We start from the raw sequence: 15,686 nt of genomic DNA, 5'->3' as shown, positions 1-15,686 counted from the left end.
CTGTTTCATTCCCCGTGCTGCCTCCGCTCAAACAGAATGGCCGAGTCTTACAAGTAAATTTTGAAATATAAAAAAGGCATCAGTCAAACCGAAAGGTCTGACTGATGCCTTTGACTTGAACAAGCTTACTTGCTGTTCAGGTTGTATTTCTTGTTGAAACGGTCTACGCGGCCGCCAACATCTGTGTTACGCTGTCTGCCAGTGAAGAACGGATGGGACGCGGAGCTGGTATCCACGCGGATTACCGGATAAGTGTTGCCGTCTTCCCATTCCATAGTTTCGTTGGAAGATTTAGTGGAAGCGCTCAGGAATTTGTAGTTGGCACTTGCATCAAAGAAAATCACCTGTTGGAATTTAGGGTGAATTTGTTGTTTCACTCTGATCACCTTTACTGTTGAGATTATTTCGTAACTTTTACGATACTTTTTATTATAACAAAATACACAGAAAAACACCAGCACGAAATAAAAATATCAATTATTAATGGAAATTTAATAATATATTAATAACCGTTGGATATAATAGAAACATGAAGGAATTCTCAAGAACCTAAAGGAGGACTTGGTATGAGACATGAAACCAACTTAAGTTTGTGGATGACGGAATTTCTGTGCAGTTCGGACCAAGTGAAACTCCGCCGGATCCGGGAAGCTGAACATCTTCATAATCCGGAATTGATGAACAGCATCTATTTTCATCTGGCCATGCGGAACAAGCTTCACCTGCTTGAGAGCCGCAGAATCGGTTAACTGATATTATCTTTAATACAATAACTTCCCTGATTGCTGCGGTATCGCCGGCGGGTTTCAGGGAAGTTTTTTTGTTTCATATTAATTTATTCCCATTACAGCCTGGAACGGACGGACGAATTTGCTCCAGCCTCTGTTCTTCCTCCAAGCTTGCCGCAGGCTTGTCCTGGCCGTTCATCAGCAGTCCTCCTCTGCCTCTTCCTTCTCCATTAAGTGCTCTGTTCCATTGTAGATGGAGCAGTTCCATGTACCGTCTTCCCGCGAAATCACGGTGATCGCCGTATTGCTGAGATTCATTTTATCCGCCAGCCCCGGAACCAGCTTTCTGAGACTGTGGAAGAGCAGCACACCATGGCTCACAATGAGGATATGTTCTCCTTCATGCCGGTCTGCTATTTCCGCAATGCAGGCGGCTCCCCGTTCCATACCCGTATCCGGCGGCTCCAGCCCGAGATCCAGACTCTTCCATCCGGTTCCCCACTTGCTGCGCCGCTCCTCTTCGGTTGTCCCTTCGATCTGGCCGGCATACAGTTCACGCAGCCGGGGATCGGTCTCTACCTTATCTATGCCCAGCTCGCCGGCAATAATCTCAGCTGTTTCCCGCGCGCGGAGCAGATCACTTGAATAAATCCTGTCCCATTTCTGTCCGCTGAGCCACAATCCGAGCATTCGGGCTTCCCTTCTGCCGTCTTCGTCAAGCGGATTATCGGTTAAGCCTTGAACCCTGCCCGATTTATTCCATATCGTGCTTCCATGTCTGATCAATCCTACTTGTGTCATACCGTGCGGCCTCCTTCTATCGGAACCTCTGTCAATACAAAGGATCAGCATTCAGCTTTACATGCTGTCTTTCATTATAAAGGAGGCTTCAGCCGGAAGCGAATGCTAGCCGGCTTTAAATAAAGCATGAAGCCTTTTTGGCGCTGAAACTAGATCGTGAAAAATACAAAAAACGCCCCGCAAACCCGGACGTTCCCTGCTGATTAAACTTCAATTGCTCAATACTGCTTCTCCAAATCAACCACGTTAAGACCCGGAGCCTGGCCTTGAACATATAACCGCAGATTCTCGGTAAAAATTGAAACCAGCCGCTCCGTATAGCTGGCGGAAGCACCTGAAATATGCGGGGTCAGTATCACCTGTTCCATATCCCAGAGAGGATGATCCTGCGGGAGAGGCTCTTCCTCGAACACATCAAGACCCGCAGCGCCAACCGTCCCGTTCTGCAGGGCGGCAACGAGCGCCGCCGTATCGGTGGTCGCCCCGCGCCCAATATTGATATAGCAAGCGCCTCTCTTCATGGCAGCAAATTGGGCTTCCCCCATTATCTTGTCCGTATCTTTCGTATGAGGCAGGCAGTTCACCACATAATCGCATTCGGCCAGCAGCTCGTTCAGGCCGGAAGGCTCATACATCCGGTCAACCCACGGATCGGGCTTCCCTGAATGCCGCAGGCCAAGCACCGTCATCTGAAAAGCTTTGGCCAGCCGCGCCGTCTCCGAGCCGATCGCACCTACGCCCAGAATCCCGATGGTTCTTCCATGCGCCTCGCCCATCCCTTCCTCGGACACCCCCCATGTATGTGCCGCCTGATTGCGGATTGCCGTATGCACCCGGCGGGTCAGGGACAGCAGCATGGCAAAGATATGCTCGGAGATCGGGAAAGGATGCACGCCGCTTGCATTGGTTAACGTAATGCCAAGCTCCTTGAAGCGCTGCAGCGGCATATGCTCCACACCGGCTGACCAGTTCTGGATCCACTTCAAGGACGAGTCCTGCCTCAGCAAAATATCGGCCGAGCTGCTCTTCCAGCCCAGCAGCACTTCAGCATCAGGCAGACGGGCGAGCATCTTCTCCTTATCGCTTCCATCAATCAGCTCCCAGCCGGGCGCTGCATCCTGAATCTGCTTGCGGAACCGCTCCTCCAGCGGACGGACGGCTATGATTGTTCCCATGATGATCCCTCCATTTCCATTCGACAAAGATGCTATCACCTGGAAATGAAGGCTGTCAAATCAGACCGAACGGGCAGGCTGGCGCTTGACTTTGTTCTGCGAAGAGCGGGCAGCGTACCAAATCCGGTAGATAATGAGCCCGAGAACGATTGCTCCTGTCAGGGCGTACATGATTGTAAATGCCATTCTGGAGGTGTCCGAGCCTTCCATAATTCCGTGCAGCAGGGCCATTACGTAAGTTGGGGCAGCGAGAAAATGAATCGCTCTCCACACCTTTTTGCCCAGCTTCTTCATCAGGTCCGAGGTGGCCACCAGCAGGATCATTCCGTACAGCGCCAGAGTGCCAAGACCGCTCCAGACAGGTTCATAATCGGAAGCGAACGGAACCAGAATACCTTTCAGGTCATAGGGAACGTCTGTTCCAAAGGTCAGCACGAGCCCGTGCAGCATGCCAAACAGGATGCCAAACCAGCCGCTCCACTGGTGGATCATGTTCAGTTTGGCTTTTCTCGCGCCTGTCGCCCAGGTTCCTCCCTGCAGCAGACCGGCGGTCATAGCTGCAAACAGCAGCAGATACGAGGTGAACGCAGCAGCCCGGGTCGTCGTCCAAACCGTAAGAGAGCTTGCGATCGTATCCAGCATTGAATTTATTGTATTTATGGCTTCCATAAAGATCATCTCCTTCTATTCTTGCACGTGTAAGAGCCCTTCAGGCTCATACTTCTCCAGCTCGCCACCGGTAAGCAGCTGTCCGTCTTCGCGGACGATTATAAAATCTGCCAACGGAAAATGCCGTCTCATCCACAGCGTTCCTTCCTCCGAGCCGAGGAGCAGCAGACATTTTGCCGCCGCTTCTGCCGCCGCCAGGGAAGGGTGCAGTACGGTAACCTGAACGAGGTCCGTGCTGCCTGAGGTTAATGTCCGCGGATCTGTAATATGATGCTGGAGCTTCCCGTCCGCATCCGTCCAGCTGCGTTTGAGCCGGCTGCTGGTCGCGATGCCGGTCCGCTCTGAAATATGCAGCGCAAGCAGGTCTCCGGCCGGATGAAACGGGTCTGCAACCGCAACCCGCTGCGGGATGTCCCAGCTTCCCCAGAGCATAATGTCGCCGCCGGCGTCGATGACCCCCTTGGAGACGCCTTTTCGCTTCTGCATATCTGCAAACTGCTCCGCGCTCCAGCCTTTGGCGATGCCTCCAAGATCGGCTGACCAGCCAGCCGGGATGAGGATGCTGCGCAGGGCGGCGTTAAGCTGAATGTCCAGCAGCGGCAGTCCGGTTGTCCGCTCTCCTTGCTTGCCCCCGCGGTTTACCGCCTGCGCCTGGTGCGCTTCCCCGGCCTCAAGCTCAAGCTCCGGCGAAGCAGCAGGAGAGCCGGCCGCTTTCTTGTCCGCTCCCGCTCCAAGGTGTTCAAAGCTTCTGCTGTACCCGCGCTGCTCAAGGGCTTGGCCCAGGAACGGATGAAATAATCCTTCGGTGTAAGTGTAGTAATAGACCGCCTGCGACACCGCCTGGAACAGCAAGGGAGTCGCCAGGAACGGGCGGCCCGCAGAGCGGTTAAGCCGGGACAGTTCGCTGTCTTGGAGAAACCGGCTCAGATTTTTCTCAACGAAAGCAAACCAGGATTCCGCTTCCCGCTGCCCTTGCTCCGAGAGCCCAAAGGTGTGAAATGAAGTGTTCATGGCAGAAAAGGAATGCATCATCACGGTCTCTCCTCTCCCGATCAGGAAGCTTGGGTACGGATGGAGCCGCTGCTGTCCCCAGAGCTCTGATCCTGCCCGCCGCCCTGAACAAAGCCGCCGTCAGTCGTCCCGCTGCCGTCCATAAAGCGGCCGTGTCTTCCTTCGTATGCTGATGAGCCAGAACTCGAATCAGAACTTGAACCGGAACTTGAACCGGAATCGCTGCCTTGCGAATCACTCTGCCATTGCTGCTGCAGATCATCCTGGCTGTTCCCGCTGGCCGAATTGTCCTCCTGCACGCTTCCGGCGGCCAGGCTCGTGCTTCCGGAGGTTCCCTCCGTCTGCTCACCTTTGGACAGATAACCTACAAACCCTGTAAACATCAGCACTCCGGCCAGCCCTGTGGCCCATTTAACCCATTTTTGATTTGCCATATGAAATCTCCTCCGATATTTTGATTTTCAGGAATTTGAATATTAGAATTTGTTGTGTTGTTAAGGTTGAGGTCAGTTTACCGGCTTTCGGTGAAATCACGGTGAAAGAAATCTTAATTTTTGATTAAAGGCAATTTCATTCCTTTTTCACTCTAAAATGTTATTCTTTCATATAAGGATTTAAGGAAAGGAACGTCTACTCATGAAAATACTGCTTGCAGAAGACGACACCCGGCTTGGGGAATTGATTGTTCATATGCTGAAGAAGAAAGGCGGCTATCTGGTTGACTGGGTCACAGATGGTGATTCTGCCGTTGAATATGCCCTGGCCTCCGCTTACGATCTGCTGATCCTGGACTGGATGATGCCGGGCAGGGACGGTACGGCCGTATGTATGGAGCTGAGGAAAAAAAGTTACATGGGCGCGATTCTGATGCTGACGGCCCGCGACAGTCTGCAGGACAGAATCGAAGGCCTGGATGCCGGAGCTGACGATTATCTGGTCAAGCCGTTTGAAATCGGCGAGCTGCTTGCCCGCATCCGGGCTTTGTCCCGCCGCAACTTCGCTCCGATCCAGGAAGAGGAGCTGCAGATCGCCGGAATGATTCTGAACCGGACGAGCCAGACGGTGACCAGCAGCAGCGGAGACTCCGGGACAGTCCGGGAAACCGTTCAGCTGTCGCCGCGCGAATTCCAGCTGCTTAACCTGCTGCTGCAGAACGCCGGGGTTACCTTAACCAGGGAAGTAATATTGGACCGCATTTGGGGGCTGGATGCCGATGTCGGACCTAAGACTATTGATGCTACTGTGAAGCTCCTTCGCAGAAAGCTTGCGGTCTTCGGCCATGAAGAGCTGATCCAAAGCGTCAGGGGGGTCGGCTATAAAATTGAAGACTAACAGATTCAGCAGACTTAAAGGGTTCAGCCGGCTTGGATGGAACACAATTAAACGGCGGCTTTCAAACCCGGATATGTTCAAACGCACGCAAAATAAACTGACGCTGCAGTACAGCGCTGTTCTGATGGCATTCCTCATCCTGTTTATTGCATCCGTATATATTCTGCTGTATTTCCTGCTGATTACAGAGCAGAAGAAGGACCTCAGCAGCTGGATCAGCGCGAGTGCCTACCAGCTGCATGAATCGATGGAGCATACCGGGGAGTACAGCTTTGCGGAAAATATTCAGAGCAGCTACACGTACGGGTCCTCTGAAACCCTTTCTATTGTGAAAACAGCGGACGGCGAGCAGATCTGCGGCTCGGAGACAAGCGGGGAATTGTGCAGTTCGCTTACTGCGGCAGCAGCCGGCTGGCAGCCTAACGGGGATAAAGTCAGCTTCAAGAAAGTTAATCTCCAGCTGCCCGAATTGAAAGGCCACCGGCATGGGGAGTGGGAGGAATCTCCCGATTCCATCTCCGTCTCCCCTTCCTCAGACAGGCATGATACCCTGATGCTGATTGCAGCGCAGGACATTTATGACAACGGGACTTATATCGGGACGCTGTACGTGGGGAAGGATGTATCCTCGCAGTATTCGCTGTTCAGGCTGCTGTTCCTGGTGCTGATCGCAATCGCCGTCCTGTTCTGTGGTCTGGCCGTCTTCCTGAGCCGGAAAATGTCCGTCAGGGCCATGATCCCGATCCGCGCCGCCTATACGCGGCAGCGTGAATTTGTAGCCGATGCCTCTCATGAGCTCCGGACCCCGCTCAGCGTCATCCAGGCTTCCATAGACACGCTGGAAATGGAGGACAGTCTGGAAAGCGATCCCTTTGCGCACAAGGTGCTCGGCCACATGAAAGAAGAGTCCAAGCGCATGACCAGCTTGTTAGGCAGTATGCTTACGCTGGCCCGGTCGGATGACGATACGCTCCGGCTGAACCGGGCACCCGCCGAGCTTGAGGCTGTGGCCGGGCAAACGGTCGATTCGCTGGTGCCCTTGGCAAAGGCAAAGTCGATCCGGCTTGGGCTGGAGACTCCGGACAGCTGCAACGCCTGCGTAGATTCAGACCGGATCAAGCAGCTAATGCTCATTCTGCTCGACAATGCGCTGAAGTACACGCCTGAGGGCGGCGAGGTTACTCTTTCCCTGAAGGTCCGGGAAGACAAGCGCATGCTGTTCATCTCCGTAACAGATAACGGAATCGGCATCCCCGCCGAAGAGCAGCAGCGCATCTTCGAACGCTTTTACCGGGTCGATAAGTCGCGGACCCGCGAGCTTGGCGGCCATGGCCTCGGCCTTTCAATCGCCCGGTGGATCACCGAGGCGCACGGCGGACAGCTCAGCGTGGCCAGCGCGACCGGACAAGGCAGCACCTTTACAGCTGCCATACCGCTCGTAACCGCATAACAAAGAGGGTGCCCCAGTCATGGTATGACTTTCGGGGCACCCTTTTTGAGTTATTTTCACAGCTTCGGTAATGCAGCTTCTTATTGTTCTGCCTGAATCCAGCGCAGCTTGCAGCAGCAGACCGCCTCTTACAAAGGGACAAACTCCTTTAAAGCTTCAACATAGGCGATCCCGAGCTTCGACAAAGCCGCGTCCTTATGCCGGATCCAGCCCACGTTAATCGTCTCGTCGGAGTCCAGCGGCACGGAAATGATATCGCGTCCGTTCAGCTCTGCGCTGAGCACCCCGGTCGAGATGGTATACCCGTTAAGGCCGATCAGCAGGTTAAAGAGCGTGGCGCGGTCGTTGACGCGGATGCTCTTCTTATGGGATAGGGTGCTCAAAATTTCCTCCGAGAAGTGAAAGGAGTTGTACTCCCCCTGGTCAAAGGACAGATAAGGATAGTCCTGCAGCTGCTCAATCTGTACGATGGACTGCTTGGCGAGCGGATTCTTGACACTGATGAAGATATGCGGGCGGGCTGCGAACAGGCTCGTAAACACAAGGCCGGCGTCCTTCAGCAGCTTGTTAATCACTTTGGAGTTAAATTCATTCAGGTACAGAATGCCGATCTCGCTGCGCAGCGTCTTGACGTCCTCGATAATTTCGTAGGTTTTGGTTTCGCGCAGAGCCAGCTCGTACTCCTCATGGCCATGCTCCTGCACGAGCTTCACAAACGCATTGACAGCAAAAGCATAATGCTGGGCAGACACCGAGAAATGCTGCGGCGACGGCTTGGCGTTCAAGTACCTTCCTTCAAGCAGCTCAGCCTGCTCCACCACTTGGCGGGCATAGCTCAAAAATTCCACACCATCTTTAGAAAGAATAATGCCTTTATTCGTCCGTTCAAAAATCGTAATGTGGAGCTCTTCCTCTAAATCCTTGATCGCGTTGGACAAGCTTGGCTGCGAAATAAACAGCCGTTTGGCCGCTTCGTTCATCGAGCCGCGGGTCGCAATCTCAATGACGTATTTCAACTGCTGTAAGGTCAATGGACCGTCTCCTTTCTGCGTTAGTCCGCTGCGGGTCCGCTGCGCGTCAACTGGCTGCACATCTACTGGCTGCGCGTCCGCTGCTTATCTCTTTAATCCGGCCCTTCTCGAGACCGTCCTGGACGTGATGCAGGGCAATGACAGCGGCAAAGCTTGTACCTCTATTTATAACCTTTAAGGTTCATAAGGAGCAACGGTCAAGCACCAACTCATAGGCAGCTGCTACACTTTAAACCGCTCAATCGAGGCCTGCAGCTCCTGCGCCAGGCTGCTCAAATGGGCGGCAGAGCCGGTTACCTCCTCTACGGAGGCCAGCTGCTGCTGGGCGGCGGCCGCAACACCCTGGGTCAGGTCTTTCGCCTGGTCTGCGACTCCCGCCGACGTTTCGGCCGAAGCCAGCACCTCCTCCGAGGACGCCGACATTTCTTCCGTTACAGCAGACACTTCCTGCAGCTGCGCTGACAGCCCGCGGATATTCTGCAGAATCCGGTCAAAGTTCTGTCCGACATCCAGCATGGCGCTGCGGCCGCTCTGGGCGTAAGCCTTGCTGCTCTCCATGGTCTGGAACAAGCTTGCGGTATCGCGCTGAATTTCTCCGATCAGCGCAGTCACGCTGCCTGCCGATTGTCCGGATTGTTCAGCAAGCTTCTTCACCTCTGCCGCGACAACCGCAAAACCTCTGCCTTCCTCGCCGGCCCGGGCCGCTTCGATAGCTGCGTTAAGGGAAAGCAGGCTGGTTTGAGCCGCAATATCATTGATCGTATTCGTAATTGCCCCGATGTTCTCCGATTTCTTGTTGAGCTGGGCGACGGCATCTGCCAGCCCGGTTATCGACTGGTGAATGTCCTCCATCAGGCGGATGGCATTGGAGACAAATTCATGCCCCGTTATGGCATTGGTTTCAGACTGTTTGGACGCTTCGGCCAGCTCGCTTGCTGAGTCAGCGATTCTGCCGATGCCTATTGACATTTCCTGCATCGTCCGGCTCACCTCGCCTGCTCCGCGGGCCTGGGACTCTGTTCCATCGCTGATCTTCTGGATTTGGTCAGAAATATGACTGGTGGCAGAAGCGCTCTGCTCCGAAGCCGCTGTTAATTCCTGAGAGCTTGCCGCCAGTGTTGCGGCTTTCTCATTGACCTGGAGCACCAGGAAGCGCAGCGATTCAACCATCTGGTTGAAGGAAGCCGTCAGTCTGCCGGGCTCATCCCTAAACAGATAAGTACCTTTCACCGTCAAATCTCCCACTGCTGCACTTTCCATCATTTTCTGCAGATTCGCAAGCGGGCGGGTGATCATGATGACGATCCATCTTGCAATGAGTACGAGAATGATCACAGCTAAAATGACTCCTGCTGAGCTGACTGTTTTGGCCGTCTGCCCGGCTGCATTATTCTCCTTGTTGCGGTCCTCGGAATTTCGATCCGTTAAATCCGTCAGTTCCTGGATCGACTTCTCGATATTCGTCTTAACCGGCATAATCTGGCTGTTGTAAGCTTGGTAGGCTTCCTCTTTCTTGTTATCCAGCCCCAAAGCAATGACTTCATCCGCATTATCAGTCAGTTCATTGATCTGAGTGACCAGCTCGTTATACTGCTCTTTCTCGCCTTGACCGGTCACGAGTGTGCCGTAATTCTCCAACAGAATCTGGTTGGTTGTGATCATCTCCTCATAATGCTTATTCAGATCATGGTTCATGTTCTCGTCTTCTGTCAGAATCAGCCCCAGAATATCCGTCATCGCCGAGCTGAAATTGGCGTTGATCTGGTTCACTGTCTTCACTTTGATCAAATTCTGCTCATACAGCGCTTTCGAGTTGCTGACAGTAAGGTTTATGTAGAAGTAGCTTATTCCGCCGATCAGCATCAGAAACAGGATGGACGTAAGGTTCAGAATGAGCAGCTTGCGCCGGGTGTTCCAGTTGCGGAGATTGAATTTCGCATCAGATTTAGGATCTGATTTAGGATCTGATTTAGGATCTGATTTGGACTTCGGTTTAAATCTGTCTTTAATGATCGATTTCATCTGCAATTTCAACATGACTTCCCTCCAAGATATCCTCCAAATATGGGCGCAGCTTGACTGTAACAAGCCTATATCTCTTTACCGCGACCCCGTACAGAAGCGTCTTGATAAACGCTGCTTACCTTTAATATCGGATTAGGCGGCACCCTTTTTTATTGTTTTCGTGAAAATAATGAAAAATTTTCATTCATATTTATTTTAGAAACTTTATTTAGAAAAAAAGAGAGCCGGCACCCGGTGCCGGTCCTCTCCCTAATGAAAGCCTGCTTGCTTAGGCTTTAATGTTCTTTTTCCAGATGCCCAGAATCAATGCGGACACCACTGCCCCGATCGCTACCGAAAGCAGGAACAGCAGGGCGTGATTCGCAAGCGCCGCTACGAAAATACCGCCGTGCGGAGCCGGAATGTTAATGTGCCAGAGCTGTGTCAAACCGCCTGCAATCGCGGAACCCAGGATACAGGAAGTCAGGATGCGGAGCGGATCTGCTGCCGCAAAAGGAATGGCGCCTTCCGTAATAAAGGATAAACCGAGTACATAGTTCGTGATGCCGGATTTGCGCTCCTCTTCCGTAAACTTCCGTTTGAAAAAGCTTGTAGCCAGCGCGATTGCCAGCGGCGGAACCATACCGCCCGCCATTACGGCGGCCATCAGGGTGCCGTTTGTGTTGCCGCTTGAAGTAAAGACGCCGATGGCAAAGGTATAAGCCGCTTTGTTGAACGGTCCGCCCATGTCAATGGACATCATGCCGCCGAGGACAACTCCCAGCAGAACTGCGTTGCCTGTTCCGAGGTTGTTCAGGCCTGTAACCACCCAGTCGTTAATCGTGCTGAAGACAGGGTCAAAGATATAGTACATGATCGTGCCGGTAATCAGCAGGCCGACAACCGGATACAGCAGAATCGGCTTCAGGCCTTCAATGGTCTTAGGCAGACCCGAGAACAGCTTGCGCAGGCCAATGACGATGTAACCGGCCAGGAAGCCCGCAGCCAAACCGCCGAGAAAGCCGGAATTCGAGTTAACTGCCATCAAGCCGCCGACCATACCAGGCATAAGCGCCGGACGGTCGCCGATGCTCATTGCGATAAAGCCCGCCAGAATCGGGATCAGGAAGTGGAAAGCCCCGTCGCCGCCAATGGACATGAGCAGCTTGTAAATGGGATCATCGGCTCCGCCAACCTGCTCGAACAGGAAGGAGATGGCGATCAGAATACCGCCGCCGACAACAAACGGAAGCATGTGGGAGATCCCGTTCATCAGATCCTTATAGATTTTGGAGCCGATGCTGGCTTTGCCCTGAGCCTGACTGCTCTGCGCCTCTTTAGCGCCGCCGCTGCTGCGGTAAATTGGGGCATCGCCCTGCAGCGCTTTCGTAATCAGCTCCTGCGGCTTGCGAATGCCGTCGCTGACCGGTCTTTGCAGCAATGGCTTGCCGTCGAAACGGGCCATATCGACCTGCTTGTCGGCCGCAATAATAACCCCTTTCGCGCGCCGGATTTCGTCCGGAGTAAGGACATTCTTGGCACCTTCGGAGCCGTTGGTTTCCACGCGGATCTGTACGCCCATTTCCGCTGCTTTCTTCTTCAGGGCGTCTTCCGCCATAAAGGTATGCGCGATCCCTGTCGGGCAGGCCGTAACAGCAACTACAAAATCTTCGGAGCCGTTTGCTGCTTGAGCCCCTTGAACACCTTGATTGCCTTGAACGCTGCGGGAATCTCCGCCTTCATTCTCCTGCTGCTTCGCGTCAAACAAGGCAACCACTTCCTCCGGTGTGGAGGTCATCTTGAGCTGGTCGATGAAACCGCTGTCAATAAGCAGCCTGGAAAGTGAAGCCAACGTCTGCAGATGGAAGTTGCCCGCCCCTTCAGGAACTGCAATCATGAAGAACAAGGCTGCAGGTTCACCGTCCAGGGATTCAAAATCAACACCTCTGGCGCTTTTGGCAAAGACAACCGTCGGTTCATTTACAGCATTCGTCTTCGCGTGAGGCATTGCGATGCCTCCGCCGATCCCGGTGCTGGACTCGGCTTCCCGCTTCAGAATCATTTGCTTGAACAGCACCGGATCATTAATCCGGCCGTGAGCCGCCAGACTGGCAATAAGCTCATCAATTGCTGCTTCTTTCGTAATTGCCTTCAGATCCATAATCATTGTTTCTTTAATGAGCAGATCCGTGATTTTCATCATTCTTCCCCCTAGCTGTAAATAGGTCTAGCTGTTCTATTCCCGGTTTAATTCCATTTCGTTATATGAACTTGTGAACGCAAAGCTTCAATTTCCGCGCCGGTCGCCAGGTCAACGGAGAAAGCCGTTGCGCTTCCGGAAGCAACCCCTGTACGGAAAGCTTCGAGCAGATCTCCCCCGGCTGCCCAGGTGCCGATAAAGCCTGCAATCATGGAATCTCCGGCACCGACTGAATTTTTGACTTTGCCTTTCGGCACATTCGCTTCATAGGTATCCGTTTCGGTCAGAAGCAAAGCTCCTTCGCCTGCCATGGAGACCAAAACGTGCTGCGCGCCAAGCTCAAGCAGCTTCCGGCCGTATTCAGCGACTTCCGTCTTATCCTTCAGCTCGGCTCCAAACAGCTCTCCCAGCTCGTGATGATTAGGTTTGACCAGGAGCGGTTTGTGCTGCAGCGCATTCATGAGAGCATCGCCTGTTGTATCAATTACAAACCGTGCGCCCTTCTCTTGGCATACGCTGATCAGCCGGTCGTAGAAGTCAGCTCCCAGCGTGGGCGGAACACTTCCCGACAAGACAAGGATATCGTCCTGTCCCAGTGCTTCCAGCTGACGAATCAGCTGAGCCGCCTCTTCTTCGCTGATCGCCGGTCCCAGCCCGTTGATCTCCGTCTCTTCCCCGTGCTTCAGCTTGATGTTGATCCGGGTGTCTTCCTGTACCTGTACAAACCCGGTGCGGATGGATTCCGCCTTCAGGCAGTCCTCCACATAACGGCCCGTAAATCCGCCGGTAAATCCGATTGCCGTGCTTACGGTTCCGAGGCGGTTCAGCACGCGGGAGACGTTGATGCCTTTGCCCCCGGGCAGCTTGAGATCCCGCTTCATCCGGTTCAGGCTGTTCAGCTTGAAGTCTTCAACTTCCACGATAAAATCAATGGAAGGATTAAGCGTTACCGTATATATCATGGTCATCCCTCGATTATGTTGGTTTTCTGGGTGATGGAGGCCCGCCAGCGTTCCGGCATTTTATCCGTAATAAGCACTGCTTCTTCCAGATCAAACAGCTTTGCAAAAGTCACCTCGCCAAGCTTGCTGCTGTCTGCCAGCACATAAGACTGGCCGGACAATTCATGCGCTCTGCGTTTGATTAATGCTTCTTCGGGGTCCGGTGTCGTATAACCCAAGACCGGGTCTACACCGTTTGTACCCAAAAAACACTTATCGAACCGGAAGTTCTCAATATTCTGGAGTGCAATGCTTCCGATCACCGCTTTCGTGTGCGTCTTCATCATGCCGCCTAACAAATAGCTGCGGATTCGTTTGCTTACAAGCGCCTCCACATGAGATAAGCCGTTTGTCACCACGGTGATGTCTTTGGCTTCAATAAAAGGAATCATCGCTAGAGTAGTCGTTCCCGCATCCAGAAAAATACATTCGCCGTCCTGCAGCTGGCTCGCTGCGGCGCGGGCGATAGACGCTTTTTCCTGAACGTTTTTGAACGTTTTCTCCTCCATGCCCGGTTCTTTGCCTTTCTCCCCAGGCAGGCTGGCTCCTCCATGGATCCGCTTCAGCAGGTGCCGGCTCTCCAGATCAACCAAATCCCTGCGAATCGTGGATTCAGAAACCCCTATCAAGTCTACAAGCTCTTGTAGCTTCACGATTCCCTGTTCCTGTAAGCGCTCTAAAATCAGGTTGTAACGTTCTTCTGTAAGCATTTTCAACTCCTCCAACTGGTTCAATCATACCATAACTTCCGTCAAAATCAATCACTTTCAATCAAAAATATTCAAAACCCTTCACCCAGACGTTCAAGTAATCGTCAATATTGAAAGAAAGACCAAGAATAACAACAATAAAGGCGAGGAAAAGGAACGGGACCCGCCTCATGCCCTTTTTCAGGGATAAAAGAAAAAACACCCCTGGCAGCCGCTAAACGCCGCTCTAGGCAGCGCCGGCTCCGCATATTGTGATAGAGGAAAAAGGATCTGACTTCATCTGCCGCTCTTAGACATCCTTAACACCCGCTTGATTCAGCCTGAATAATTGGACGTTATACTGAAGGCAATACGAGCAGATTGGAGGTTATCTATGCGATTGGCTTTGTTTACGGACACCTTTCTTCCGCAGACGAACGGCGTAGCCCTCACGCTGAGCCGGCTTACCAAACATCTGGACCGGCGCGGGATCGAGCATATTCTGTTTACTCCGAAATCCGCAGCGGAAGACCGCTATCCTGATTCGATCCGCCCGATTGCCAGCATTCCTTTTCTGCTATATCCCGAATGCCGCCTGGCGCTGCCAAATCTGCCTTTCATCCGCAAACAGCTGGAGGACTTCAAGCCCGATCTTCTTCATCTGGCGACTCCGTTCAATCTCGGCTTATGCGGTCTCCGTTATGCACATACCCATGATCTTCCGCATGTGATCTCCTACCATACCCACTTTGACCGTTATCTCGAATACTACCGCATGAACAGGATTGTCCCCTTTTACTGGAAATATATGAGATGGTTTCATCAATCCTGTGACGCTACCTTCGCACCTTCGCACGAAACGATTAACACGCTGCGGATGCAGGGCTTTCAGCGGCTTCGCCTCTGGTCGCGCGGGGTCGACTGCGACAGGTATAACCCTGAGCTGCGCAGCCCGGAAGTCAGGGAAAAATACGGCATCACCGCTCCGCTGCTGCTGCTGTATGTAGGGCGTATTGCTCCGGAGAAGGACATCACTACCCTGGCCCGGGCCATGCAGCTGCTTCCGGAATCTGTCCGGCAGCAGACACACTGGCTCATCACCGGAGACGGGCCGATGCTGCCCGAGCTGCGCACGCTCGTTCCGGATAACGTCACCTTTACCGGCTACAAGCATGGCGAAGAGCTTGCGCAGCTGTACGCTTCTGCCGATTTGTTTGTATTCCCGTCAAGCACGGAGACGTTCGGGAATGTGGTGGCAGAAGCGATGGCTTCGGGGTTGCCCGTCATCGGAGCCGATGCCGGCGGAGTCCAGGACCTTGTGCAGCCCGGGGTAACGGGCAGCCTTGTAGCGCCGCGCTCTCCGGAGGCACTGGCTGAGGAGATCAGCAGGCTTGCCGGCCAGCCGGCTCTGCTGGCCGAGATGGGCCGCGAGGCAAGGAAGCAGGCTTTAGCCCGGTCGTGGCCCGCTATTTTTGACGGGCTGATCAGCGGCTACGAAGAAGTTGTGGAAGCCAGACGCGGCCACAAGGGAATCCGAACAGGATAAGATTCAGCACCAAAAACCCCTCGCTGCCGGCGCATAAGCCGTGCAAACG

At 53.4% G+C, this 15,686-nt stretch carries 15 protein-coding genes; 4 read left to right on the top strand and 11 right to left on the bottom strand.

Going from position 1 to position 15,686, the window contains the following annotated elements:
• Nucleotides 1–125: 125 nt before the first annotated feature.
• Nucleotides 126–377, bottom strand: coding sequence for a type B 50S ribosomal protein L31 (locus FCN15_RS13420; RefSeq protein ID WP_138495504.1), 252 nt, complete (start codon nucleotides 375–377; stop codon nucleotides 126–128).
• Nucleotides 378–566: 189 nt separating this feature from the next.
• On the opposite strand from FCN15_RS13420, the gene FCN15_RS13415 reads away from it, so the two are divergent.
• Nucleotides 567–749, top strand: a complete 183-nt coding sequence (locus FCN15_RS13415) for a hypothetical protein (protein ID WP_138495503.1) — start codon at nucleotides 567–569, stop codon at nucleotides 747–749.
• 177 nt (nucleotides 750–926) lie between these two features.
• Here the strand turns inward: FCN15_RS13415 and FCN15_RS13410 are convergent, their stop codons facing one another.
• The 5 genes from FCN15_RS13410 to FCN15_RS13390 form a co-directional block, all read right to left on the bottom strand.
• Entirely contained in the window at nucleotides 927–1,529 is a 603-nt protein-coding gene (locus FCN15_RS13410; protein WP_138495502.1) for a histidine phosphatase family protein, read from the bottom strand.
• 218 nt (nucleotides 1,530–1,747) lie between these two features.
• Nucleotides 1,748–2,704, bottom strand: a complete 957-nt coding sequence (locus FCN15_RS13405; protein ID WP_138495501.1) for a D-2-hydroxyacid dehydrogenase — start codon at nucleotides 2,702–2,704, stop codon at nucleotides 1,748–1,750.
• A 60-nt stretch (nucleotides 2,705–2,764) separates the two neighbouring features.
• A complete protein-coding gene (locus FCN15_RS13400; protein WP_162515361.1) occupies nucleotides 2,765–3,373 on the bottom strand; it encodes a ferric reductase-like transmembrane domain-containing protein in 609 nt (202 codons plus the stop codon).
• Nucleotides 3,374–3,388: 15 nt separating this feature from the next.
• Entirely contained in the window at nucleotides 3,389–4,405 is a 1,017-nt protein-coding gene (locus FCN15_RS13395) for an FAD:protein FMN transferase (protein ID WP_138495499.1), read from the bottom strand.
• Nucleotides 4,406–4,425: 20 nt separating this feature from the next.
• The gene (locus FCN15_RS13390) at nucleotides 4,426–4,818 is read right to left on the bottom strand and encodes a hypothetical protein (protein ID WP_138495498.1); all 393 of its coding nucleotides are present in this window, start codon (nucleotides 4,816–4,818) and stop codon (nucleotides 4,426–4,428) included.
• A 202-nt stretch (nucleotides 4,819–5,020) separates the two neighbouring features.
• On the opposite strand from FCN15_RS13390, the gene FCN15_RS13385 reads away from it, so the two are divergent.
• Both FCN15_RS13385 and FCN15_RS13380 read left to right on the top strand, forming a co-directional pair.
• Nucleotides 5,021–5,716, top strand: coding sequence for a response regulator transcription factor (locus FCN15_RS13385; protein ID WP_138495497.1), 696 nt, complete (start codon nucleotides 5,021–5,023; stop codon nucleotides 5,714–5,716).
• On the top strand, nucleotides 5,706–7,166 hold the full coding sequence (locus FCN15_RS13380) for a sensor histidine kinase (protein ID WP_138495496.1): 1,461 nt from the start codon (nucleotides 5,706–5,708) through the stop codon (nucleotides 7,164–7,166). The genes FCN15_RS13385 and FCN15_RS13380 overlap by 11 nt, the downstream gene beginning before the upstream one ends.
• A 128-nt stretch (nucleotides 7,167–7,294) precedes the next feature.
• On the opposite strand, the gene FCN15_RS13375 is transcribed toward FCN15_RS13380, so the two are convergent.
• The 5 genes from FCN15_RS13375 to FCN15_RS13355 all read right to left on the bottom strand — a co-directional run bounded on the left by FCN15_RS13375 (nucleotide 7,295) and on the right by FCN15_RS13355 (nucleotide 14,112).
• Nucleotides 7,295–8,197: a LysR family transcriptional regulator gene (locus FCN15_RS13375; RefSeq protein ID WP_138495495.1), complete on the bottom strand. Its 903-nt coding sequence runs from the start codon at nucleotides 8,195–8,197 to the stop codon at nucleotides 7,295–7,297.
• 222 nt (nucleotides 8,198–8,419) lie between these two features.
• On the bottom strand, nucleotides 8,420–10,234 hold the full coding sequence (locus tag FCN15_RS13370) for a methyl-accepting chemotaxis protein (protein ID WP_238996682.1): 1,815 nt from the start codon (nucleotides 10,232–10,234) through the stop codon (nucleotides 8,420–8,422).
• Nucleotides 10,235–10,490: 256 nt separating this feature from the next.
• A complete protein-coding gene (locus FCN15_RS13365) occupies nucleotides 10,491–12,401 on the bottom strand; it encodes a PTS fructose transporter subunit IIABC (protein WP_138495579.1) in 1,911 nt (636 codons plus the stop codon).
• Between the two features lie 47 nt (nucleotides 12,402–12,448).
• Entirely contained in the window at nucleotides 12,449–13,363 is a 915-nt protein-coding gene (gene pfkB / locus FCN15_RS13360; RefSeq protein WP_138495494.1) for a 1-phosphofructokinase, read from the bottom strand.
• 2 nt (nucleotides 13,364–13,365) lie between these two features.
• Nucleotides 13,366–14,112 (bottom strand): DeoR/GlpR family DNA-binding transcription regulator, encoded by a 747-nt coding sequence (locus tag FCN15_RS13355; protein ID WP_138495493.1) that lies wholly within the window; start codon nucleotides 14,110–14,112, stop codon nucleotides 13,366–13,368.
• Between the two features lie 373 nt (nucleotides 14,113–14,485).
• Between FCN15_RS13355 and FCN15_RS13350 the strand changes: the two genes are divergently transcribed.
• Nucleotides 14,486–15,637 (top strand): glycosyltransferase family 4 protein, encoded by a 1,152-nt coding sequence (locus tag FCN15_RS13350; protein WP_138495492.1) that lies wholly within the window; start codon nucleotides 14,486–14,488, stop codon nucleotides 15,635–15,637.
• Nucleotides 15,638–15,686: the final 49 nt, after the last annotated feature.

The sequence above is a fragment of the Paenibacillus pinistramenti genome (assembly GCF_005869875.1).
Lineage (GTDB): Bacteria > Bacillota > Bacilli > Paenibacillales > Paenibacillaceae > Fontibacillus > Fontibacillus pinistramenti.
This window is presented reverse-complemented; position numbering and strand designations above follow the sequence as displayed.

Bases quoted from the DNA above. Each gene is read 5' to 3' on its own strand.
- FCN15_RS13385 (WP_138495497.1), top strand. From the start codon at position 5,021: ATGAAAATACTGCTTGCAGAAGACGACACCCGGCTTGGGGAATTGATT.
- FCN15_RS13350 (WP_138495492.1), top strand. From the start codon at position 14,486: ATGCGATTGGCTTTGTTTACGGACACCTTTCTTCCGCAGACGAACGGC.
- FCN15_RS13370 (WP_238996682.1), bottom strand. From the start codon at position 10,234: ATGTTGAAATTGCAGATGAAATCGATCATTAAAGACAGATTTAAACCG.
- FCN15_RS13395 (WP_138495499.1), bottom strand. From the start codon at position 4,405: ATGATGCATTCCTTTTCTGCCATGAACACTTCATTTCACACCTTTGGG.
- pfkB (WP_138495494.1), bottom strand. From the start codon at position 13,363: ATGATATATACGGTAACGCTTAATCCTTCCATTGATTTTATCGTGGAA.
- FCN15_RS13405 (WP_138495501.1), bottom strand. From the start codon at position 2,704: ATGGGAACAATCATAGCCGTCCGTCCGCTGGAGGAGCGGTTCCGCAAG.
- FCN15_RS13410 (WP_138495502.1), bottom strand. From the start codon at position 1,529: ATGACACAAGTAGGATTGATCAGACATGGAAGCACGATATGGAATAAA.
- FCN15_RS13390 (WP_138495498.1), bottom strand. From the start codon at position 4,818: ATGGCAAATCAAAAATGGGTTAAATGGGCCACAGGGCTGGCCGGAGTG.
- FCN15_RS13400 (WP_162515361.1), bottom strand. From the start codon at position 3,373: ATGGAAGCCATAAATACAATAAATTCAATGCTGGATACGATCGCAAGC.
- FCN15_RS13355 (WP_138495493.1), bottom strand. From the start codon at position 14,112: ATGCTTACAGAAGAACGTTACAACCTGATTTTAGAGCGCTTACAGGAA.
- FCN15_RS13415 (WP_138495503.1), top strand. From the start codon at position 567: ATGAGACATGAAACCAACTTAAGTTTGTGGATGACGGAATTTCTGTGC.
- FCN15_RS13365 (WP_138495579.1), bottom strand. From the start codon at position 12,401: ATGAAAATCACGGATCTGCTCATTAAAGAAACAATGATTATGGATCTG.